Origin of the sequence: Flavobacterium sp., from assembly GCF_043722275.1 — a bacterium.
In the GTDB taxonomy this organism is placed as follows: Bacteria; Bacteroidota; Bacteroidia; order Flavobacteriales; family Flavobacteriaceae; genus Flavobacterium.
Genome location: NZ_JAYSPC010000063.1, coordinates 84,529 through 103,084 on the forward strand (window position 1 = coordinate 84,529; position 18,556 = coordinate 103,084).

Annotated in this window: 16 protein-coding genes; 7 read left to right on the forward strand and 9 right to left on the reverse strand. The window is 33.5% G+C overall.

The window, feature by feature from the left end:
- Nucleotides 1–237 precede the first annotated feature (237 nt).
- Genes ACHZDT_RS08795 through ACHZDT_RS08805 form a run of 3 tightly spaced genes read left to right on the forward strand, consistent with a single transcriptional unit; the run spans nt 238 to nt 2,055 of the window.
- Nucleotides 238–591, forward strand: coding sequence for a hypothetical protein (locus ACHZDT_RS08795; protein ID WP_394774253.1), 354 nt, complete (start codon nt 238–240; stop codon nt 589–591).
- Between the two features lie 39 nt (nt 592–630).
- Nucleotides 631–1,497 (forward strand): chromate resistance protein ChrB domain-containing protein, encoded by an 867-nt coding sequence (locus ACHZDT_RS08800; RefSeq protein WP_394774254.1) that lies wholly within the window; start codon nt 631–633, stop codon nt 1,495–1,497.
- 57 nt (nt 1,498–1,554) lie between these two features.
- Complete coding sequence (locus ACHZDT_RS08805) at nt 1,555–2,055, forward strand: hypothetical protein (protein WP_394774255.1); 501 nt, start codon at nt 1,555–1,557, stop codon at nt 2,053–2,055.
- Between the two features lie 546 nt (nt 2,056–2,601).
- On the opposite strand, the gene ACHZDT_RS08810 is transcribed toward ACHZDT_RS08805, so the two are convergent.
- The 3 genes from ACHZDT_RS08810 to ACHZDT_RS08820 all read right to left on the reverse strand — a co-directional run bounded on the left by ACHZDT_RS08810 (nt 2,602) and on the right by ACHZDT_RS08820 (nt 4,085).
- Nucleotides 2,602–3,087, reverse strand: coding sequence for a hypothetical protein (locus tag ACHZDT_RS08810; RefSeq protein ID WP_394774256.1), 486 nt, complete (start codon nt 3,085–3,087; stop codon nt 2,602–2,604).
- Nucleotides 3,088–3,111: 24 nt separating this feature from the next.
- Entirely contained in the window at nt 3,112–3,516 is a 405-nt protein-coding gene (locus ACHZDT_RS08815; protein WP_394774257.1) for a lysozyme inhibitor LprI family protein, read from the reverse strand.
- A gap of 74 nt (nt 3,517–3,590) precedes the next feature.
- Nucleotides 3,591–4,085: a TlpA family protein disulfide reductase gene (locus ACHZDT_RS08820; RefSeq protein ID WP_394774258.1), complete on the reverse strand. Its 495-nt coding sequence runs from the start codon at nt 4,083–4,085 to the stop codon at nt 3,591–3,593.
- A 307-nt stretch (nt 4,086–4,392) separates the two neighbouring features.
- On the opposite strand from ACHZDT_RS08820, the gene ACHZDT_RS08825 reads away from it, so the two are divergent.
- Nucleotides 4,393–4,695 (forward strand): helix-turn-helix transcriptional regulator, encoded by a 303-nt coding sequence (locus ACHZDT_RS08825; RefSeq protein ID WP_055097872.1) that lies wholly within the window; start codon nt 4,393–4,395, stop codon nt 4,693–4,695.
- A 6-nt stretch (nt 4,696–4,701) separates the two neighbouring features.
- Nucleotides 4,702–5,808: an NADH:flavin oxidoreductase gene (locus ACHZDT_RS08830; RefSeq protein ID WP_394774259.1), complete on the forward strand. Its 1,107-nt coding sequence runs from the start codon at nt 4,702–4,704 to the stop codon at nt 5,806–5,808.
- A gap of 310 nt (nt 5,809–6,118) precedes the next feature.
- Here the strand turns inward: ACHZDT_RS08830 and ACHZDT_RS08835 are convergent, their stop codons facing one another.
- The 4 genes from ACHZDT_RS08835 to ACHZDT_RS08850 all read right to left on the reverse strand — a co-directional run bounded on the left by ACHZDT_RS08835 (nt 6,119) and on the right by ACHZDT_RS08850 (nt 12,362).
- A complete protein-coding gene (locus ACHZDT_RS08835) occupies nt 6,119–7,234 on the reverse strand; it encodes an acyltransferase family protein (RefSeq protein ID WP_394774260.1) in 1,116 nt (371 codons plus the stop codon).
- 122 nt (nt 7,235–7,356) lie between these two features.
- Nucleotides 7,357–8,007 carry a DUF1349 domain-containing protein gene (locus ACHZDT_RS08840; protein WP_394774261.1) on the reverse strand — a complete coding sequence of 217 codons (651 nt, stop codon included), beginning with the start codon at nt 8,005–8,007 and terminating at the stop codon, nt 7,357–7,359.
- A gap of 284 nt (nt 8,008–8,291) precedes the next feature.
- A complete protein-coding gene (locus ACHZDT_RS08845; protein ID WP_394774263.1) occupies nt 8,292–10,508 on the reverse strand; it encodes a glycoside hydrolase family 3 C-terminal domain-containing protein in 2,217 nt (738 codons plus the stop codon).
- A 210-nt stretch (nt 10,509–10,718) separates the two neighbouring features.
- Complete coding sequence (locus tag ACHZDT_RS08850) at nt 10,719–12,362, reverse strand: DUF6377 domain-containing protein (RefSeq protein WP_394774264.1); 1,644 nt, start codon at nt 12,360–12,362, stop codon at nt 10,719–10,721.
- A 264-nt stretch (nt 12,363–12,626) separates the two neighbouring features.
- Here ACHZDT_RS08850 and ACHZDT_RS08855 point away from each other — a divergent pair, with 264 nt between their 5' ends.
- The gene (locus ACHZDT_RS08855) at nt 12,627–12,971 is read left to right on the forward strand and encodes a 5-carboxymethyl-2-hydroxymuconate Delta-isomerase (protein ID WP_394774265.1); all 345 of its coding nucleotides are present in this window, start codon (nt 12,627–12,629) and stop codon (nt 12,969–12,971) included.
- A gap of 370 nt (nt 12,972–13,341) precedes the next feature.
- Here ACHZDT_RS08855 and ACHZDT_RS08860 read toward each other — a convergent pair whose 3' ends face one another.
- Together ACHZDT_RS08860 and ACHZDT_RS08865 are read right to left on the reverse strand one after the other, a co-directional pair.
- The gene (locus ACHZDT_RS08860; protein ID WP_394774266.1) at nt 13,342–15,618 is read right to left on the reverse strand and encodes an acyl-CoA dehydrogenase; all 2,277 of its coding nucleotides are present in this window, start codon (nt 15,616–15,618) and stop codon (nt 13,342–13,344) included.
- A 460-nt stretch (nt 15,619–16,078) separates the two neighbouring features.
- On the reverse strand, nt 16,079–16,996 hold the full coding sequence (locus ACHZDT_RS08865) for an EamA family transporter (protein ID WP_394774267.1): 918 nt from the start codon (nt 16,994–16,996) through the stop codon (nt 16,079–16,081).
- Between the two features lie 102 nt (nt 16,997–17,098).
- On the opposite strand from ACHZDT_RS08865, the gene ACHZDT_RS08870 reads away from it, so the two are divergent.
- Complete coding sequence (locus tag ACHZDT_RS08870; RefSeq protein WP_394774268.1) at nt 17,099–18,517, forward strand: PLP-dependent aminotransferase family protein; 1,419 nt, start codon at nt 17,099–17,101, stop codon at nt 18,515–18,517.
- Nucleotides 18,518–18,556 lie beyond the last annotated feature (39 nt).

Consider the following 18,556-nt stretch of genomic DNA (forward strand, 5'->3'; position numbering starts at 1 on the left):
CAAAATCAAGTCTTTTATTGAAAAAATTTTAATTGATTGTTACTTTTATAGCTCCTTTAAATATTTCGTTTAAGATTTGAAATTCAAGCTTGTAAAGTCTCTTACTAAAATTTAGAATCATTCTATTGCCTCTCTTTTATCAAATTGTTATGTTTTGATGTAATTTTATATTGAAATTAACTTAAAAACCAAAAATCAGTAATTATTATGAGTGTTATAAAAGATGAAAATAAACTTATGAGCACCATTAAGCGCGTCGACCAAAAAATTGACAAACTTAATGACCAAAAGATTATTGCTTTTTTTGAAGCTCTCGGTTTAACTGAAAGAGAAGATGTTCCTAAAAATTTTCTGGAATGGGAAACAATTCTTATTGTCGTTCCGGATCGCCATATCTCGCACGAATTAAAGTATTACAAATATTCAATTGCAAGACTTTCTTTCGTTACTAACTCTAATGCCCAGGAAATCCACATTTTTGATTTTAATGAATGGAAAAATGTTACCCGAAACAAAACTCAATTTCAAATTAGGGAAATGTTGAAAACTACTTTTGGTGGTGTTAGAAATCATTCTGATACATTGAATTAAGTTTCTTTCAGTTCTAATAATACTTCAATAATCACTTACATGAAATGGATTACGAGGGAAAGACCTAAAATTGACCGAATTGCTTGTCCCTGGCTAATCAAGAAATTTGTCGATCCGGAAGCTGAATTTATTTATGTCCCTTTTGATGAAGTTTTAAGTAAAGCGAAGGAATTAGACGCAATTCCGTTTGATATTCCTGATGTAGAATTCACCCATTATAAGGAAGAATGTACGTTTGATTTTATTATTAAAAAATATCAAATCAGCGATCCTGCCGTTTTAATTATGTCTAAAATTGTTCGCGGTGCAGATACGGACCGACATGATATTGCAAAGGAATCAGCCGGACTTTTGGCTATTTCTGCCGGACTTTCATATAATATTACAAATGATTCTGAATTATTAAAAAACGGAATGATACTCTATGATGCGCTTTATAGCTGGGCAACGCATCTTTATAAACAAAATCATTTACAAAATAGTCCTTTCGAAAATTTACTGCATGAAGTATATAATAAGTTTTTGAACGAAAAAAAATCAAACAAAAAAACACCTTTATGGGTTAAAGATTTAAAAGAGATTATTCAGGACCAAATCGATACTCAGTTTACTTTTGATCTAAAAAAAATCTCTAATGATTTAGAGCTTAATCCATCTTATTTATCGCGTGAATTTTCTAAATATTTTGAAGATCTGAACTTTGGTGATTATGTTCGAAAACTGCGAATTGAAAAAGCTATCAATCTTATTCAAAACTCCACTTATACACTCACGGAAATTGGTTATATGACTGGTTTTTCAGATCAAAGTCATTTTACAAGAATATTCAAATTACATACTGGCAAAAATCCTTCTTCTTATAGAAAAAATGCCATAAAAAGTAATTTAGATACAAAAGGTAAATAGCATTCTATTTAAAAGTTTCTTGTCGCTGTAGTTTTGTTTTAATTAAACCAAACTATCATGACTTCGTTGAAACACATTTTTATCTTTTCTTTATTTGCATTAAGTGCATCTGCATTTGCACAAACTACTTATCCTAAAATTACAGGTTATTTTGGTATTCTTCATCCTATTGTAACTGTTAGCAATGAACAAACAAACTTAAATTTCAGAGATTATTATGCCGTAGGTTTCCCTACTGGAATCAACATATGGAAAAGCTCAAAAATAGGTTTCTCTTTTGAAATTGTACCCAATATAAAAGCAGAAGACGGTCATGATAAAGTAACAAATATACTATTTCATCCGGGTGTTCTTGTGGCTTTAGGCAACGGTTATACATTTGCAGGAAGAGCTGCTTTTGAAAGTAGCGGAAGATATGGTTTTACTCCTGTTATTAACAAAACAATTATAAAAAGTGACAATTGCAGTTATTTTGTTGCTGTTCCTTTACCTGTCCGATTTGGTAATGACCATCCCGCAACTTTTACTATAGGTTTTCAATTTGGGATTGCTTTTTAAAATACAGCCTGTTTTAAAAACTTCATGTGCAATGAATTAAAATATTACAAATATTCGATTGCAAGACTTTCATTTGTAACAAACTATAATGCGCAGGAAATTCCCATTTTTGATTCAATGAATGGAAATATGCTACCAGAAATAAAACCCAATTTCAAATTAGGGGAATGCTGAAAACAAGTTTTGGCGGTGTTCTATGATAAAACCAAATCTTTTTTTTCAGGAGCTAATCCCGCTATCCGTTTCAATCTTTTGTGGCAAACCCCGCCACAAAAGGATTTCCACTTCTATCGGGGCTATTACAATCATTTTTCATAACATTATTTTCGTATAGTTTGTCATCCGGAGGAACGACGGATCTGCGTGAAAAACTAACACAATATTTTCCTAAATTGTAGGGATACTTATTGAGATCCACGTTCGGGATGACAAGATTGGGTTACGTCCTGAATGATGGATTAAAATCCATCTCTACAATATGTTTTGTTCCTACGGAACTTCTTAAAAGCTATAATTAATGAAATAGTTTTCAATTTAGAATTACTTTTATTTTTTTGAAGCCAGTTTAATCTCAAAAATTTCAATAAACTTCTGTTCTAATTTTCTCCTTTTTCGATCCTCTTTCCATCTTGAATAGAAAATTATAACAAGTAAAAATAAATTAACGATTGTAGATCCTTTTCTTAATCCTTTTCCAAAAAAAAGAAAAAACAGATTAATTGCAACTAAACAAATTACTGGAGAAAATTTTACCCAAAACAACTGAATTTTACTGTTTGCTTCAACAATACAATCGACTTTAAGTATATTGTTAACATTTTTGTATTTTCCTATTATTATAAAATATGTTGGCGATTTTACTGAATTTATGGTTAAATGAAAACTTTCATCATCAAAAAATCCGTAAAAAGGCTTTTTTCCGCCAAACGAAGGGAATAATCTAAAAGGACTCAAATTTACTTTTAGTGAACCAAATTCTGTACTATTCCTTAATCTTTCTCTGAATTCAGTTATATTGAGTTTTGATTGCATTTATCAATTTGTTTTGAAGAAATTTTAAATTCTTTTGATAATTTCTTTTACTCTCGAAAAAACATAATTTGCTTTTTCATCAAAAACAACCATATCAAAATCACTGCTTCCTTCTATAAAATGACCTTCTTTTTTAGTGTCTGAATATACCTTTTCGAAATATAAATCACGTTTTTTAAGCCAGTCTAATTGTCCTTTTTTCAATTTAGATTGTTCTTTCGAACTCAGTTTCAGTTTTAAATTCTTGTACGCAACATTCAGTAAACTATCTGATTGATTGTAATATTCAATCGCACAATTTTTCATACCACTTCCGTTATTTAAGCATTGCTGATAGGATGATTTTAATTTATTAACTGTTTCTATGGTTTGTGCATTACAGTTGAATGCAAACGTAATTAAGAATAATAGTACTGAATTTTTAATCATGATTTACTCTGAAATTTATTGTTGTTCGTCTATTTGAAATAGCAATATACTCAAAGTTTTTATTAGTTTCAATTTTACTGCGCTGTCAACAAACTTTTTACCATTTCGTTTAAGGCATTTCCGTGGATATTTTTAGCGACGATAATTCCGTTTTTATCGATCAAAAAATTCAATGGCACAGATTGAAGCATATAATCACCAATAACGGGAGATTGCCAGTATTTTAAATCACTTACTTGCGTCCACGGTAATTTTTGCTTTGCGATTGCAGCCAGCCAAAGCGGTTTTTTAGTATCCATTGAAACGCTGTAAATCGTAAATTTATCCGGATAAGTATTGTATAGTTTTATCAATTGCGGTTGTTCCTTAATACTTGGTCCGCACCACGAAGCCCAAAAATCTATTAAAACTAATTCTCCTCTTAAAGAAGAAAGTACAACGTTATTTCCTTTTGTATCCGGAAGATCAATTTCGGGAGCAATATCTCCAATGTCAGTTCCTACAACCTGCGCTTTTGAAGTTGTAATTACGCAGCATAATAATCCTAAAATAAGTAAAGTTTTTTTCATAATTGAATAAGTTTATTTTGTTTGGGGTTGCTTTAATTTCGTGTAAAGTCGTCGCTTTTTGTCATTTCGACGAAGGAGAAATCACACTCGCAGATCGACAAAGATTGGCGATTTTCTTTGCGGAGTTTCTAGTGTGATTTCTCCTTCGTCGAAATGACAGAATCATTAAACTTTGCGCGATTAATTTTTCAAAGCAAATATAAATTTTCTTTATTAAAATCTTCCAATTTCCCTTCCTCCATCTTAAAATTTTCCTAAATATTTTTCTTTAGATTGGTATATCGGGAAAAGTCGATATATTTGCGCCATGGAACCAATAGAAATCTTTAAGGCACTCTCAAACAAATCCAGATTGCAAATGCTGGAATGGTTAAAAGAACCTGAAATAAACTTTCCGGATCAGCTGCAGCATGCAGGATTTGAACACGGAGTTTGTGTTGGACAAATACAAGCCAAAGCCGGCTTAACACAATCAACTGTCTCTGAATACTTGTCTATTTTACAACGTGCAGGATTTATAGAATCGAAACGCGTAGGACAATGGACTTACTATAAACGCAATGAAGGTGCCTTTGAAGCACTCAGTAACTTAATTCAATCTAATTTGTAAATTACTATGAGTACAAACAACCTGTTTTCGCCATTTAACTTAAAAACGTTAAATCTTAAAAATAGAATCGTAATGGCGCCAATGACGCGCTCATTTTCTCCAAACGGAGTTCCAACTGATGAAGTAGCTTCTTACTACCAAAAAAGAGCTGAAGGTCAAGTGGGTTTAATATTATCTGAAGGAACTGTTATTGACAGACTTTCATCATCAAACGATGCTAATGTACCGCATTTTCACGGTGAAGCAGCTCTGAACGGATGGAAAAAAGTAATCAATGAAGTTCATGCTGCAGGAGGTTCAATGGGACCACAAATCTGGCATATGGGAATCATGGATAATCACCATTCAGGATGGGTTCCCCCAGTTCCTTTTGAAGGTCCGTCCGGATTAAACAGACCTGATTTTAGTAACGGAAATACAATGTCTGAAAAAGATATTGAAGATACTATTATTGCTTTTGGAAAGGCTGCTGCCGATGCTAAAAGATTAGGTTTTGATACTATCGAAATTCACGGTGCACACGGATATTTAATTGACCAGTTTTTTAGAGCTGAAACTAATTTACGTACAGATATTTATGGTGGAAAAACACTTCCGGAACGTAATCGTTTTGCTATTGAAGTGGTAAAAGAAATCAGAAAACAAGTGGGTAATGATTTTGCTGTAATCATGAGATTTTCTCAATTTAAACCTTCTGATTATGATTATAAACTGGCTAAAAATCCACAGGAATTAGAAGCGTGGCTTACGCCTCTTGTTGACGCAGGCGTTGATATTTTACACTGTTCTCAACGTAGATTTTGGGAACCTGAATTCGAAGGATCTGATTTGAACTTTGCAGGATGGGCTAAAAAAGTAACCGGAGCAGCAACTATTACGGTAGGTTCTGTTGGACTTTCCGGTGATTTCTTTGGTGCTTTTGCTGGTGAAAGTTCTCAACCAACTTCTCTTGATGAATTAAACAGACGTTTCGACAGAGGTGATTTTGATTTAGTTGCCGTAGGAAGACCTCTTTTATCTGATCCTAATTGGGTTGCAAAAATCAAAGCAGGAAAAACAGATCAATTAAAAGGTTTTAGTAAAGAAGCATTAGGAGCATTGGTTTTAGAATAAGTTTTTTTAAGGTTCAAAGATGCAAAGGTTCAAAGGGACAAAGTTTAGATTGCCCACGGATTAAACGGATTTTGCGGGTTAACGCTGATTTTTTATCATTTTAATCTTTGAATCCCGATAGCTATCGGGAGTGGCATAAAAGATGAAATGCTTTGCATTTCTACGAACAAATTTCTATAAATACAAAAGGGATGAAACACGAATGTTTCATCCCTTTTTTCATATGTATAACTAACAAAATAGTTTAAAAAAGGTTCAGATGTACAAAGTTACCTTTGTTACTTTGAACCTTTGTAACTTTAAACCTTTGTTACTTTAAACCTTTACTCCTTTTCAACAACCAATTTCGTACAGGTTCATCGTAGAATTTCAAACATAAAAAAGCTATTGTAATACTTGAAATTAAAACTCCAATTCCTACCAGATAACCGTCTTTTAAAGAAACTTTATTATCGATTACCCAAGCGGTGTACCAATAAATCAGTGGATAATGTGTGATATAAATTGGGTATGAAATATCTCCTAAAGCTTTGCATATTTTAATCGAAAATGCATTTTTTATTTCTCCTCCTGCTCCAATTGCAACGATTAACGGAAAGAAAATAATGATCACAACTGATTCGTATAAACCGTTCATCCATAAAGTGCTTTCGTCACCAATTCTCGGGATTGAAAAAAGTACCAGAATTAATAAACTGCAAATCCAGAAAGCGCCTTTTATATGAATTAATTTCCCTAATCTTGAAAGTAAAACTCCGGCAAAAAATGGATATAATAATCTGGTAAATCCAACATTTAATTGTTCCAGATTTAAAGACCAACCGCCAATAACATCTCCTTTTGGTCCATAAACCGTGTAATTAATCAGCATTGCGGCAAATATAAAAACAAAGATTCCCAGAACTTTATTTGAAAATCTACGGAAGAATAATGCGTATAAAATATTGGCGATATATTCAAAGAAAAGTGACCAGGCAGGTCCGTTAAGCGGATGCATTTCGCCCCAACCCCTAATTTCTAACGATGGCGGAATTGGCAATAATGTAAACCCAATGACCATTGCTACAATTACTTTCCAGACTGGCATTCCTGCAATCATCGGGAAAATGCCCGAAGCCTGAAAATAGTAAAATATAGCTCCCACGATCATTCCCATAATTACCATGGGCTGTAACCGAATCAAACGGCGTTTGTAAAATTCCCATTGGGTCATTTTCCCCCAGCGATCATCATAAGCATACGCCACAACAAATCCGGATAAAAGAAAAAAGAAATCCACCGCAAGATAACCGTGATTGATAATCTGATTAAAGCGGCTTCCACCGTTATGAGCTTCGAAAATGTGGAATATAACTACTAAAATCGCGGCAACTCCACGTAAGCCGTCCAGTATTTCATAATGTTTTTTTGGTTTAATATCAATCATATTAATTGTTGATTGTTAATGGTTAGTTATTAATGGTTAGTTGTCTTTATTAGTTGTTAATTACTGATGTAATTTGATGGTTTTTCATTAATAATTAACAATCAATAATTTATAATTAAAAATTACTCCTCGTGTTTCTTAAGCCATTCTAATCTGCGTTGATCCGGTAAATGGGTTACTTTGAAGTTTTCAAATTTAGCTTCAAAACCTTTTCCGTCCGGTGATGCAGCCATTAAACCTACCATAACTGGCGTGTTGTCCTGTAAAGGCGCATTTCTGGTCAGGATGTAATTTTTATCATCGTAGGAAAAGAAAACCTCAACAGCATCTAATCTTCTCACGACTTTAATCCATACAAATGGCGGTGCTTTTTCTAAAGTTGTAACGCTCCAATCGCTTTTGTCGTGCGTTACAACCGTGCTAATATTGAATTTTCCGTCGACAAATTCAACTCCGGTTTTAATGTAATTTTTCTCGTCAATACGAAGCATTAATCCCATTTGGTCAAAACGAGCGATGTAGTTTCCGGTTAGTTTTACTTTTGCTTCAAATTCACCTCCGTAAGTTGCATAATAAAACGGAGCATCATCAACAGTGAATCCGTAATGCGAAATGCGCCAGTAATCACTATTTGCCGTTACATTCATAATCAAGGCATTGTCCTTAATTTCCCATTTTTCAGGTTCATTAAACCATTGCATTTTATTGAGGCTTTGCGCCGAAAGATTTTGCGCTAAAAATAAAATCATCGCACTTATTACAATATTTTTCATGTCAATTAATTTAACAATTAATGTTTTTTTGAACCATTAAGAGATTAAGAAAAATTAAGTTTAAGCTCGTTGAACTTAACTTTCTTAATGGTAAAAAAAATTAAAACACAAAGTTTAATTCTCTTATCTCTTAATGAAAATCTTTTTAAGCACTGTAAACGCAACACTTAATTTTTCTTAATCTCTTAATGGTAAAATTTTTAATGGTAAAACATCTTTAAAAAGCAAAGCTGCAACTTTTTACACTTGCAGCTTTACAACCAACCAATTTAGAAATAATGAAATTATTGAAGTGAGAATCCCACTTTAGATTTTATATCTGTAGAAGATGCTCCTATGATTGCTTCAAAAGCTCCCGGTTCAGCAACCCAGTCGTGTTTTTTATCGTCAAAAAAGCTTAATGCCGTTTTATCTACTGTAAAAGTTACTGTTTTTTCTTCTCCCGCTTTAAGCGAAATTTTCTCAAATCCTTTTAATTCTTTAATCGGACGTGGTAATGAAGATTTTAAATCACTGATATAAAGCTGAACAATTTCTGAACCTTCTCTTGATCCTGTGTTTTTTACTTTTACTGTAAACGTAATCTGATCTCCAGCCGACATTTGTTTTTTATCTGCCGTTACTTTTCCATATTCAAAAGTCGTATAACTTAAACCATGACCAAAAGAAAATAATGGCTTTGCTTTTTGCTTGTCTGCCCAACGATATCCTACAAAAATGCTTTCTTTGTAAGTAACATCTTTTCCACCAGGAAATTCTCCTAAAGCATGAGCGCCATTATCCGATAATTTTACTGGGAAAGTAAAAGTCAGTTTTCCTGAAGGATTTACATCTCCAACTAAAACATTAGCCAAAGCATTTCCTGCTTCTGTACCTAAAAACCAACCTTGTAAAATTCCCGGAACTTCTTTTACCCACGGCATTGCCACAGCATTTCCTGAAATATTCACAAAAACTACATTTTTATTTACTTTAACTAACTCAGCTATTAATTTATCTTGTCCGTATGGCAAACCCAATTCCTTACGATCATGTCCTTCATCATCCTGATTTTCACTTTTATTCAAACCTCCAATAAAAATAACAATATCAGCATCTTTCGCAATTTTCAAAGCTTCGGCAGTTAATTCAGCAGGAGAACGTTTCTCCTCTAAACTTACTTTTGCAATTACTCCGTTATAATTACTTGTTGGATCTCCAACATAACCACGAGCATAAACGATTTCAGCCTTAGTACCAATTTTTTTCTTTAATCCTTCAAGAGGTGTAATTTCATATCGTGCTTTAAGAGAAGAACTTCCTCCTCCTACGGTCATCATTTTAATAGCATTTTCACCAATAACAGCGATTTTCTTTGTTTTAGAAAGATTGATTGGTAAAATATTATTGTTGTTTTGAAGCAATACAATTCCTTCTTCAGCAATTTTTAAACCTGCCTGAGCATGTTCTTCTGTTCCAAAAGATCCAAAAGGTCGGTTTTTATCCATTGTTGTTAAGAATGATAAACGTAAAATACGACGTACTTTTTCATCTAATTCCTTAGTTCCAATTTCACCTTTTCTGATCATTTCAGAATATGGTTTGGCTAAAAAGTAATTATCATAAGCATTACTTGTTCCCCATGAAAGTCCATTCGTCCAAGAACCAAACTCCATATCTAAACCATTATGAATTGCTTGTTTTGTATCGTTAACTCCTCCCCAATCAGAAACTACAACGCCTTTAAAACCCCATTCTCCACGAAGAATATCGTTTAGTAAAAATTCGTTGTGACAACATTGCTGACCTTTATATTTATTGTAGGAACCCATAATTGCCCATGCATCACCTTCCTGAACTGCAGCTTTAAAAGCCGGCAAATAAATTTCATAAAGCGCACGATCATCAACAATTACGTTTACAGAATTACGGTTTGTTTCCTGATTGTTTAATGCGAAATGTTTTACACAAGCAGCAACTCCATTTGACTGAACTCCTTTAATATAAGGAACAACCATTTTTGAAGTCAGGAAAGGGTCTTCTCCCATATATTCGAAGTTACGACCGTTTAAAGGCGTTCTGTAAATGTTAACTCCGGGTCCTAACAATACATTTTTGTTACGGTAACGTGCTTCTTCTCCAATAGATTTTCCATATAAAGAAGATAATTCTTTGTTCCAGGTTGCAGAAAGCGCGGTTAAAGCCGGAAATGCAATACAAGAATCGTTTGTCCAGCCTGCCTGATCCCATTCGTCCCATAAAACCTCGGTACGAATTCCGTGTGGTCCGTCAGTCATCCAGTTTTCAGGAATTCCCAAACGTTTTACACCCGGCGAACTAAATTTAGACTGCGCATGAATCATGGCAATTTTTTCCTCAGTGGTCATTCTTTTAAGCGCATCTTCTACACGCTCATTAATTGGCTTTTTATCATCAAGATAAACAGGAACTTTATTCTGTGCATTTACACCGATAGAGCTCAGCAAAAGTAAAACAACAATTGTTTTAACGTTTTTAAACATAACTATTAATTTATTAAAGCATTTAAGGTACAATCTAAAAGGCAGTATAAGTTATAAATACCTTTTAATAATATTGTAAAGCTAAAACGTTATAGTTCGTCTTAGATTTTTAAACGAAAAAAAGTAGTGAAATAAAAAATCAATTATTTGATTGTCAAATAACTAACAAAAAATATCGATCAAAAAAAGTAGTGATTATAAAATAAAAAATTAGTCTTTTAATGAAATTAAGCCAATTTTAATGACCATTTCTTCAAAATCATTTCGGGAAACTGCGGCTTTATTTCGGGCCCTGGTTCTGTAATTATAAATCGTGCTCAAAGAGTATCTCAGGAACGCGGCAATTTTTACACTGTCGGTAATTCCCAACCGAATCAAAGCAAAAATTCGGAGTTCTGTGTTTAGAAGTTCTCCTTGTTTCAAAATGATTTGTTCCTCTTTAATTAAAAGCGCATTGAAATCTTTTACGAAAGTGGGATATAAATTCAAAAAGATAATATCAAAGTTCTTGTACAATTCCTCCAGTTCGTTATCAACCAAAGTAGTTGATTTTAACATTTTATAAATCTCATCAAACTGTTTCGCCGTAGCTTTTTTGTTTAAAATAATGCGGTAATTTTCCAGCTTGTTAATGTACGTAGAACAAAGGCTGAAAAAGTGGGCGATATATTCCTCTTTAATATGATTTGATTCTGATAATTGCGCATTACGTTCCTGCAATTGATTATTAGTTTCTGTAATGTCTTTGTTTAATTCGGCTAATTTCTGGCTCGTTTCATAAAGTTCTCCACGAATTCTGGACACTTTTTTCATTTGTTTATACACGTAAATTACTGCCACAATCAAAAATGCCGACAATAAACTGATGCATAAAAGATACAATTGTAATTCGGTTTTTCGCTTCGCTTCTCTTTCTAAATAAGCGGTATTAATGATCGAATACACTTCGGACATTAACAAGGTTCTAAACTGAACGTTGCAATAAAGTGCGTCTTCAATTGCCGATTGGGTCAATTTATATGCCATATCAACGTCTCCAACCTGATAAAAAACCAACGCCAATTCCTGTAGCGAAGCATTGTCTTTATTGGCATTTCTAATATCTGAAGTTGCAGAAAGTGCGTAGTATTTTTTTCTTAATTCTAATTGATGTTTTGCTTCATAAATACTTCCTAAAAGATAGGTAATCATTGCATATTGCGAATTATCTTCTTTTATTGTACTAAATAATTGCAGTAATTGTTTTTCGGCAAGAGCAAAATTTTTCCTGGCCATTACTTGCTGAATCTTAGTAATTTGATAGTTCAGCGTATTGGGATCTAAAACAGTAACTAATGAATCACGATATTGGCGTATTTGCTGAATGTATTTTATATCGTAACTATTTGCGGCATAGTGCTCAAAAAATTCACGATACGCAACATAATAGGTTTGAAGCAAAGATCGCGATAATGTATTTTTATCTATATTTTTTAAAAGTGCTTCAGATTCGCGGTATTTTCCCGAAGAGGAATATAGCGTAACCAATTGCAAATTTGCGAGATTAAATAATTCCTGATTCTGAAGTTCATTGGCAATTTTCAGATTCTTTTTGACATAAAAAATAGCCGAATCTGAGTTGAATTTCAGATATTCTGTATATAATGTTTTGTTGTAATTGTAATCTTGTTCCTTCGTTAAATCTTCGGATTTTATTTTTTTGAAGTTCGCAATACGTTCTTCTTTTAAACGAACATAATGTCCTTTATTTCTAAGAGCGTCATTTAATTTTGCCAAAATAGTATCTGTGCTATCCGATGAATAAACAGGACTACTTAAAAGAATGAACAGAATAAACGACAGAAAATTTTTCAAAACAATTAAAATATAATGAGACTCACAAATATAAGAAAGTGTGAATACAAATGTGAATTATTTATAGGTCGCAAATTTTGGATTTCGTAACAGAAAAATTATATGAAAACTTTGAGAATTTATTTTAACATATAGAAACATAGTTTTTTGATTTGTTTAAAAGTCATTTCATTCTACATCAATTCATATAGGTAAATAGTTATTTACACTCGAATGTTTTATGTAAATTTGAGTATATTAATTACTAATTTAAAACTATTTACAATGCCTCATTTTATTATTGATTGTTCAGAAAATGTGATTCGGTTAAAATCTGCGGATGATATTATGCATGAAGTTTTTAATTCGGCATTATCAACAGATCTTTTTATTGAATCAGAAATTAAAGTTCGTATCAATCCGTTTTCATATTATAATAACGGAAATTCCCTTGATGATTTTATTCATGTATTTGGATATATCATGGAAGGTCGAAATACGGATCAAAAAGCAAATTTATCAAAAACAATTGTTACCAAACTGAATGAGATTCTTCCTGAAGTTCCGGTGATTTCAATCAATATAAAAGATTTTGAGAAGGCGAGTTATTTTAATAAAACGATGATTTAGGGTTGGATGATTGGTTTATGATATAAATAATTTTATAGCTAAGTTGTTTTTGCTGTAGTATTTGCTAGGTGTTTGTTTTTTTCTCGCAGATTTTGCAGATTGAGCAGATTTTTCTTTTGGTAAAGATTGTCATTCGAGGAACGAAGGATCTCCGTTAGTAACTCGACAAAGATTGGTAATTTTTGCATGAGAAGTTTCTTGCGGAGATCCCTCGTTCCTCGGGATGACAAAAATGCGCAGACCAAATTTTTAGTGTAATTTTTTTAATCTGTGTTAATCTTTTTAATCTGTGGCAAAAAAAGCTTTGTCAAAGTTTTAAACTTGACAAAGCTCCCCCATAATCTATTCTCTTTCTTCTAAAATCTTGACTCTATTCTCTTTCTTCTAAATTAACAGCAATTGGCGCCGCCAAACAACTCTCCGGAATGTCAAAAGCATTGACTAATGAAACGGCATCGGGGCGAATATCCCAACAAAGCTGATTGACCATTTTACGGATTGCTTTTGTTTTTACGGCTTCCATATAACCATCTTCAAGATACCAGGCTTTGTTTTTTTCTATTTGAGAAAGCGCGTATAGATGATTTAGTTTTGTCAAAATTTCTTTTGATTTTTCATCTTCAACTTCTTTTATTGCTAATTGAAATTGCTCTAAAACTATTCTTTCTAAATATGCCTGAGCGACATCTATCATTTGATGTTGCACGACATTAAAAGCGTCATAAGGTTCTAAACCGCCGTCGACTAATTTTTTAATACGTCGTGCGGCAGAAGCCAAAATGGTTTTTTCTCGATGAATAAAAGCCTGTAAATGAAACTCTTCGTCTAATAAATGTTCATCATCTGTTTTGCGGGTTGCAATTGGATTTTTTTCTGTTATAGCTGTTTTTGCATTTTCATATACATAATTGATAATTCCTGCAGCTCCCATTTCTCCAAACGATTTTCTGAATTCAGACAAACGGTTTTTAGCTACTAATTGCATCAAAACCGTATTATCTCCTTCAAAAGTCGTGTATATTTCGGTGTCATTTTTTAGCGCATCAATTCGGTTTTCAGATAAATAGCCTTTTCCGCCAATTGCTTCACGGCATTCCTGTAAAATATCTCGTGTTGACCAGGTCGAATATGATTTCATTCCGGCAGCAAGAGCTTCAATTTCCTGCATTTCCGGTTCGGTTTTATTCAGGAAACGTTTCGTAAGATATTGCAGAGCAAAATGTATGGCGTAGGTTTTTGCTAACGGAGGAAATAATCTGCGTTGGTGCATTCTGTAATTTAAAATCGGAACTTCTGATCCGCCTTCTGGTCCAAATTGTCGGCGTTGATCGCTGTATCGAATCGCAATTGTTAATCCTGATTTGGCTGCCGCCAAAGCGGAACGCGGAATCCCGATTCGTCCTCCAACCAAAGTACCTAACATAGTAAAGAAACGTCGGTTATCACTTGGAATCGGGCTTTCAAACTCTCCTTTATCATTTACGGAGGCAAAACGATCCAGCATATTTTCTTTCGGAATCACGACATTATCAAAACTAATTGTTCCGTTATCAACTCCGTTTAATCCCATTTTATGTCCGCAATCGCCTATTGTGATTCCGTTTAAGGTATTTCCGTTCGTATCTCTTAGCGGAACCACAAATGCATTTACTCCATAATCGTGATCGTCGATAATTAATTTTGCAAAAACGGTTGCCATTTGTCCGTGAACTGCGGCGTTACCAATATATTCTTTCTGCGCGTTTTTATTGGGCGTATGAATCGTAAACGTTTGATCGTTATGATTATAAGTTGCTGTAGTTTCCAGTCCTTTTACGTTTGAACCGTGATGTGTTTCGGTCATTGCAAAACAGCCCGGAATTTTTAAACTTCCAATATCATTTAAGTATTTGGCATAATGTTTTTCGGTTCCTAAGGATTGAACGCTCATTCCCCAAAGCCCAAACTGAACGCCAAATTTTATCACTAAACTCAAATCGTGATAACTTAAGGTTTCCATTACTGCAAAATAATCGGCTATGTTTTCTCCTCCTCCATATCGTGCAGGATATGCCATATTTCCCAGATTTTCTTCTGCTAAAATTTTACACCAATTGTAAACGGTTTGACGATATACATTTATGTCTGTCGAAGTTTCATAAGCAAATTCCGGTCTTGAAATAACCGATTTTACTTTGTTGATTATCGCAGCTTCTTTTCCGTTTAAAATGGCTGTTATTTTCTGAATATCAAAATCGCTGTTGGTTTGTGAATTTGCGGTAAACGAATTGGCTTTGGTTTTGAAATTCTGAAGTGCTTCTTCGCCTAAAATTCCTAGGTCATTTTCTAATTTTATAAAATCAGATTGTAATTTCGAAATGTCAAGATCTTTTTCTGAAAGTGCTACGGCAATCTCAAATATTGATTTTATATCTTCTTTGCTATGAATGCTGTTTTCAATATCTGATTTCCATTGTGCGAGTTCATTTCGCGAAGGCGGATTTGAAATATCTAATCTTGAAATAAGTTGCTGTTTTTCTTCGGGCGAAAGCCATGTCAAATCATTGATAAATTTCTGAATGGTTGTAAACTCTTTCTGAGTCAGCAAATCATCAGACCACACTAAATAAAATAACGGAATAAAGGCTTGAAGTTTGGTGTTTTTCATATAAATATAGTTCGGTTTGTATTGTTTTTTTGCCAAAGATTTTACAGATTAAATGATTACAATACTTTAAAAAAGCATTTTAATCCGTAAAATCTGTGGCAACTTTTTTCTACGTTTTATTGCATAAAAAAGCAGGAATGAAAATACTCATTCCTGCTTTAATACGCTGTTAAGATTCTGGTAATTTTAAATAAACTTTTATTGAAAGTAAAAAAGGGGTTTGCCACGAATTGCACTAATTTTCACGAATTTTATCTGCTAAATCTGGAAAGTTTAAGTTTTTTCGCCACGAATTCACGAATTATTTTAATTAATAAACTGAATAAAAAAATTCGTGAATTCGTGGCAAAACTGCACAAATAAAAAAAAACAGGAATGAGTATTTTCATTCCTGTTTAAATATCCTGTAAAGATTCTGGTAATTAATACTTTAAACCAATAAAAATATAATAACCTAACGTTACTTCGAATCTCTGGATATTGTGGTGAATCTTTGCTTTATGGCAAAAATATGATGTGAATTAAAAACTAATACAGCAAGAAAAATAATGCTGTATGCTATAACTTGTATGTTCCCGATGGGTTCGTGGTAAACGAAAATTGCCAATAGAAAAGCAATCATTGGGTTTATGTTTAAAAGCATTCCTACTGTTGATGAATTAATGCCGGAAAGTGCATATAAATTTAGGAACAGCGGGAAAATCGTAAACAGAATCGCTATGGTTTCTATACAGAAATAAAACTTAAATTCTGTTGGAATTGGTCCGCTATATGCGGGATAAAAAGGCACTAAAAATAAAGCCGCCAATGTAATATGAAATGTCAGGATTATGAATTTATCAAAACCTTTATTGACACGCTGACTTACTAAATATGAGGCGTAAGTAAAACCAATAATGATGCTGAAAAACATGTCCATAATATTAGCATATGATAAAAGTACACAGCCGGAAATGCTTAGTCCTACTGCCATCCATTGGGTTTTGCTTAGTTTTTCATGCAATATAAAATACGCCAGTAATGTGGTTAAAATGGGACAAACCAAATAGGCTAATGAAGTGGCTTTTACGCTAACATGATTCATTACATAGATAAATGTAAACCAGTTTGCCATTAAAAATACGCTTCCGCCGAAGTTTAATAAAACTGTTTTGCGTTTCTCGAAAGCTGTCATTGATTTAAAGGTTTCGATGGCTTCTTTGATTCTTTTTCTTTTGAATGTAAAAGCAATAATCAACATTAAGATGCTACAGCTAAAAACGCGATAGAATAAAATATCAAGTGATGGATATGCGTGTATTGGTTTTAAAACCAAACTAAAAAATCCCCAGATTATAAAGCAGGTAATTGCAGCTGTGTAGTATTTTGTTGTTTTCACGAATCTTGGTTTTGTTTAGTTTTCTTATTAAAGCAAATTTCTAAAAAATAAAACAGCAATACAGATACAGTTTTTGTAAATTGCACCATAACAGTTTTTTTTATGAAAAATTCCAATTACTTGTATCTGCAATTTGCTGACAGGATCGAAAAACAGATAAAATCAGGTGTTTTAAATGTTGGCGATAAACTGCCGTCGATCCGTGAAGTATGCGCTGAAACCGGCTACAGCATGAGCACAGTAAGTAAAGCCTATTATGAAGTCGAAAGCAGATCGCTAATTGAATCGCGCCCGCAATCCGGTTATTATGTAAGTAATACGTCGGCACGAATTATTACTGAACCTTCGCCAAGCAGCCCTGTTTTAAAATGTCTTAATGTGGATCGTGAGGATTTGATCGATCAGGTTTACGGTAATATGACGGATAAAGATATTACGATGCTTTCGTTGGGATTTCCGTCGAATGAGCTTTTGCCAATTGCGAAATTAAACAAGGGAATGATTCAGGCGATGCGAGAATTGCCCAATAGCGGAACAAGTTATGAACAGGTAAAAGGAAATCCAAATTTAAGAAGGGAAATTGCCAGATGGTCGTTTACATGGGGCGGATCGCTGACGGAAGAGGATATTATTACAACGCCGGGTTGTACAAGTGCAATATCGCATTGTTTAATGACGCTGACGAAACCCGGAGATACGATAATTACTGAAAGTCCTGCTTATTTTGGTATTCTGCAACTGGCTAAGTCTCTGGGATTGTACATTATGGAATTGCCTACAAATATGACTACGGGAATTGAATTAGACGCATTAAAAAAAGCACTTTCGACTAAAAAGGTGAAATTGTGTTTGCTGATGAGTAATTTTAGTAATCCGTCCGGAAGTATGATGCCGGCTGAACATAAAATTGAGGTGGTTAAATTGATGGAGTTTTATAATATTCCGTTGATTGAAGATGATATTCACGGCGATTTGTACTTTGGCGCAAGCCGACCCACAAATTGTAAAACTTATGATGAAAGCGGAATTGTATTGTGTTGCAGTTCGGTTTCTAAAACTCTGGCTCCGGGATATCGTGTGGGTTGGGTTTCACCTGGTAAATTTAAAAAAGAGATTTTACGCAACAAAATTTATCATTCGCTTTCCTCGCCTACTATTACGCATCAGGTTGTTGGGGATTTTCTTAAAAATGGCAGATATGAGAATCATCTAAGGAAAATACGTCAGATTTTGAACCATAATTGCAATAATTACATTAATACTGTTTTGGAATCTTTTCCTAAAGGAACTAAGGTAAGTCAGCCGCAAGGTGGATTTTTTCTTTGGATAGAACTGGATAAAAGTATTGATACGGCGGCTTTTTATCATCTTGCCATGCAGCATAAAATTAGTATTGCACCTGGCAGAATTTTCTCTTTTCAGGATCAGTTTTCAAATTGTATGAGATTGAGTTTTGGTTTACCCTGGACGAATGAATTGAGACAATCGATACAAATTTTAGGTAAATTGCTTCATAGGTAATTAAAATTCATTAGATAAAATACACAATATTGTCATTTC

Excerpts from the sequence above, each read along its gene's own strand:
- ACHZDT_RS08795 (WP_394774253.1), top strand. The coding sequence starts at position 238 with ATGAGCACCATTAAGCGCGTCGACCAAAAAATTGACAAACTTAATGAC.
- ACHZDT_RS08800 (WP_394774254.1), top strand. The coding sequence starts at position 631 with ATGAAATGGATTACGAGGGAAAGACCTAAAATTGACCGAATTGCTTGT.
- ACHZDT_RS08805 (WP_394774255.1), top strand. The coding sequence starts at position 1,555 with ATGACTTCGTTGAAACACATTTTTATCTTTTCTTTATTTGCATTAAGT.
- ACHZDT_RS08810 (WP_394774256.1), bottom strand. The coding sequence starts at position 3,087 with ATGCAATCAAAACTCAATATAACTGAATTCAGAGAAAGATTAAGGAAT.
- ACHZDT_RS08815 (WP_394774257.1), bottom strand. The coding sequence starts at position 3,516 with ATGATTAAAAATTCAGTACTATTATTCTTAATTACGTTTGCATTCAAC.
- ACHZDT_RS08820 (WP_394774258.1), bottom strand. The coding sequence starts at position 4,085 with ATGAAAAAAACTTTACTTATTTTAGGATTATTATGCTGCGTAATTACA.
- ACHZDT_RS08825 (WP_055097872.1), top strand. The coding sequence starts at position 4,393 with ATGGAACCAATAGAAATCTTTAAGGCACTCTCAAACAAATCCAGATTG.
- ACHZDT_RS08830 (WP_394774259.1), top strand. The coding sequence starts at position 4,702 with ATGAGTACAAACAACCTGTTTTCGCCATTTAACTTAAAAACGTTAAAT.
- ACHZDT_RS08835 (WP_394774260.1), bottom strand. The coding sequence starts at position 7,234 with ATGATTGATATTAAACCAAAAAAACATTATGAAATACTGGACGGCTTA.
- ACHZDT_RS08840 (WP_394774261.1), bottom strand. The coding sequence starts at position 8,007 with ATGAAAAATATTGTAATAAGTGCGATGATTTTATTTTTAGCGCAAAAT.
- ACHZDT_RS08845 (WP_394774263.1), bottom strand. The coding sequence starts at position 10,508 with ATGTTTAAAAACGTTAAAACAATTGTTGTTTTACTTTTGCTGAGCTCT.
- ACHZDT_RS08855 (WP_394774265.1), top strand. The coding sequence starts at position 12,627 with ATGCCTCATTTTATTATTGATTGTTCAGAAAATGTGATTCGGTTAAAA.
- ACHZDT_RS08860 (WP_394774266.1), bottom strand. The coding sequence starts at position 15,618 with ATGAAAAACACCAAACTTCAAGCCTTTATTCCGTTATTTTATTTAGTG.
- ACHZDT_RS08870 (WP_394774268.1), top strand. The coding sequence starts at position 17,099 with ATGAAAAATTCCAATTACTTGTATCTGCAATTTGCTGACAGGATCGAA.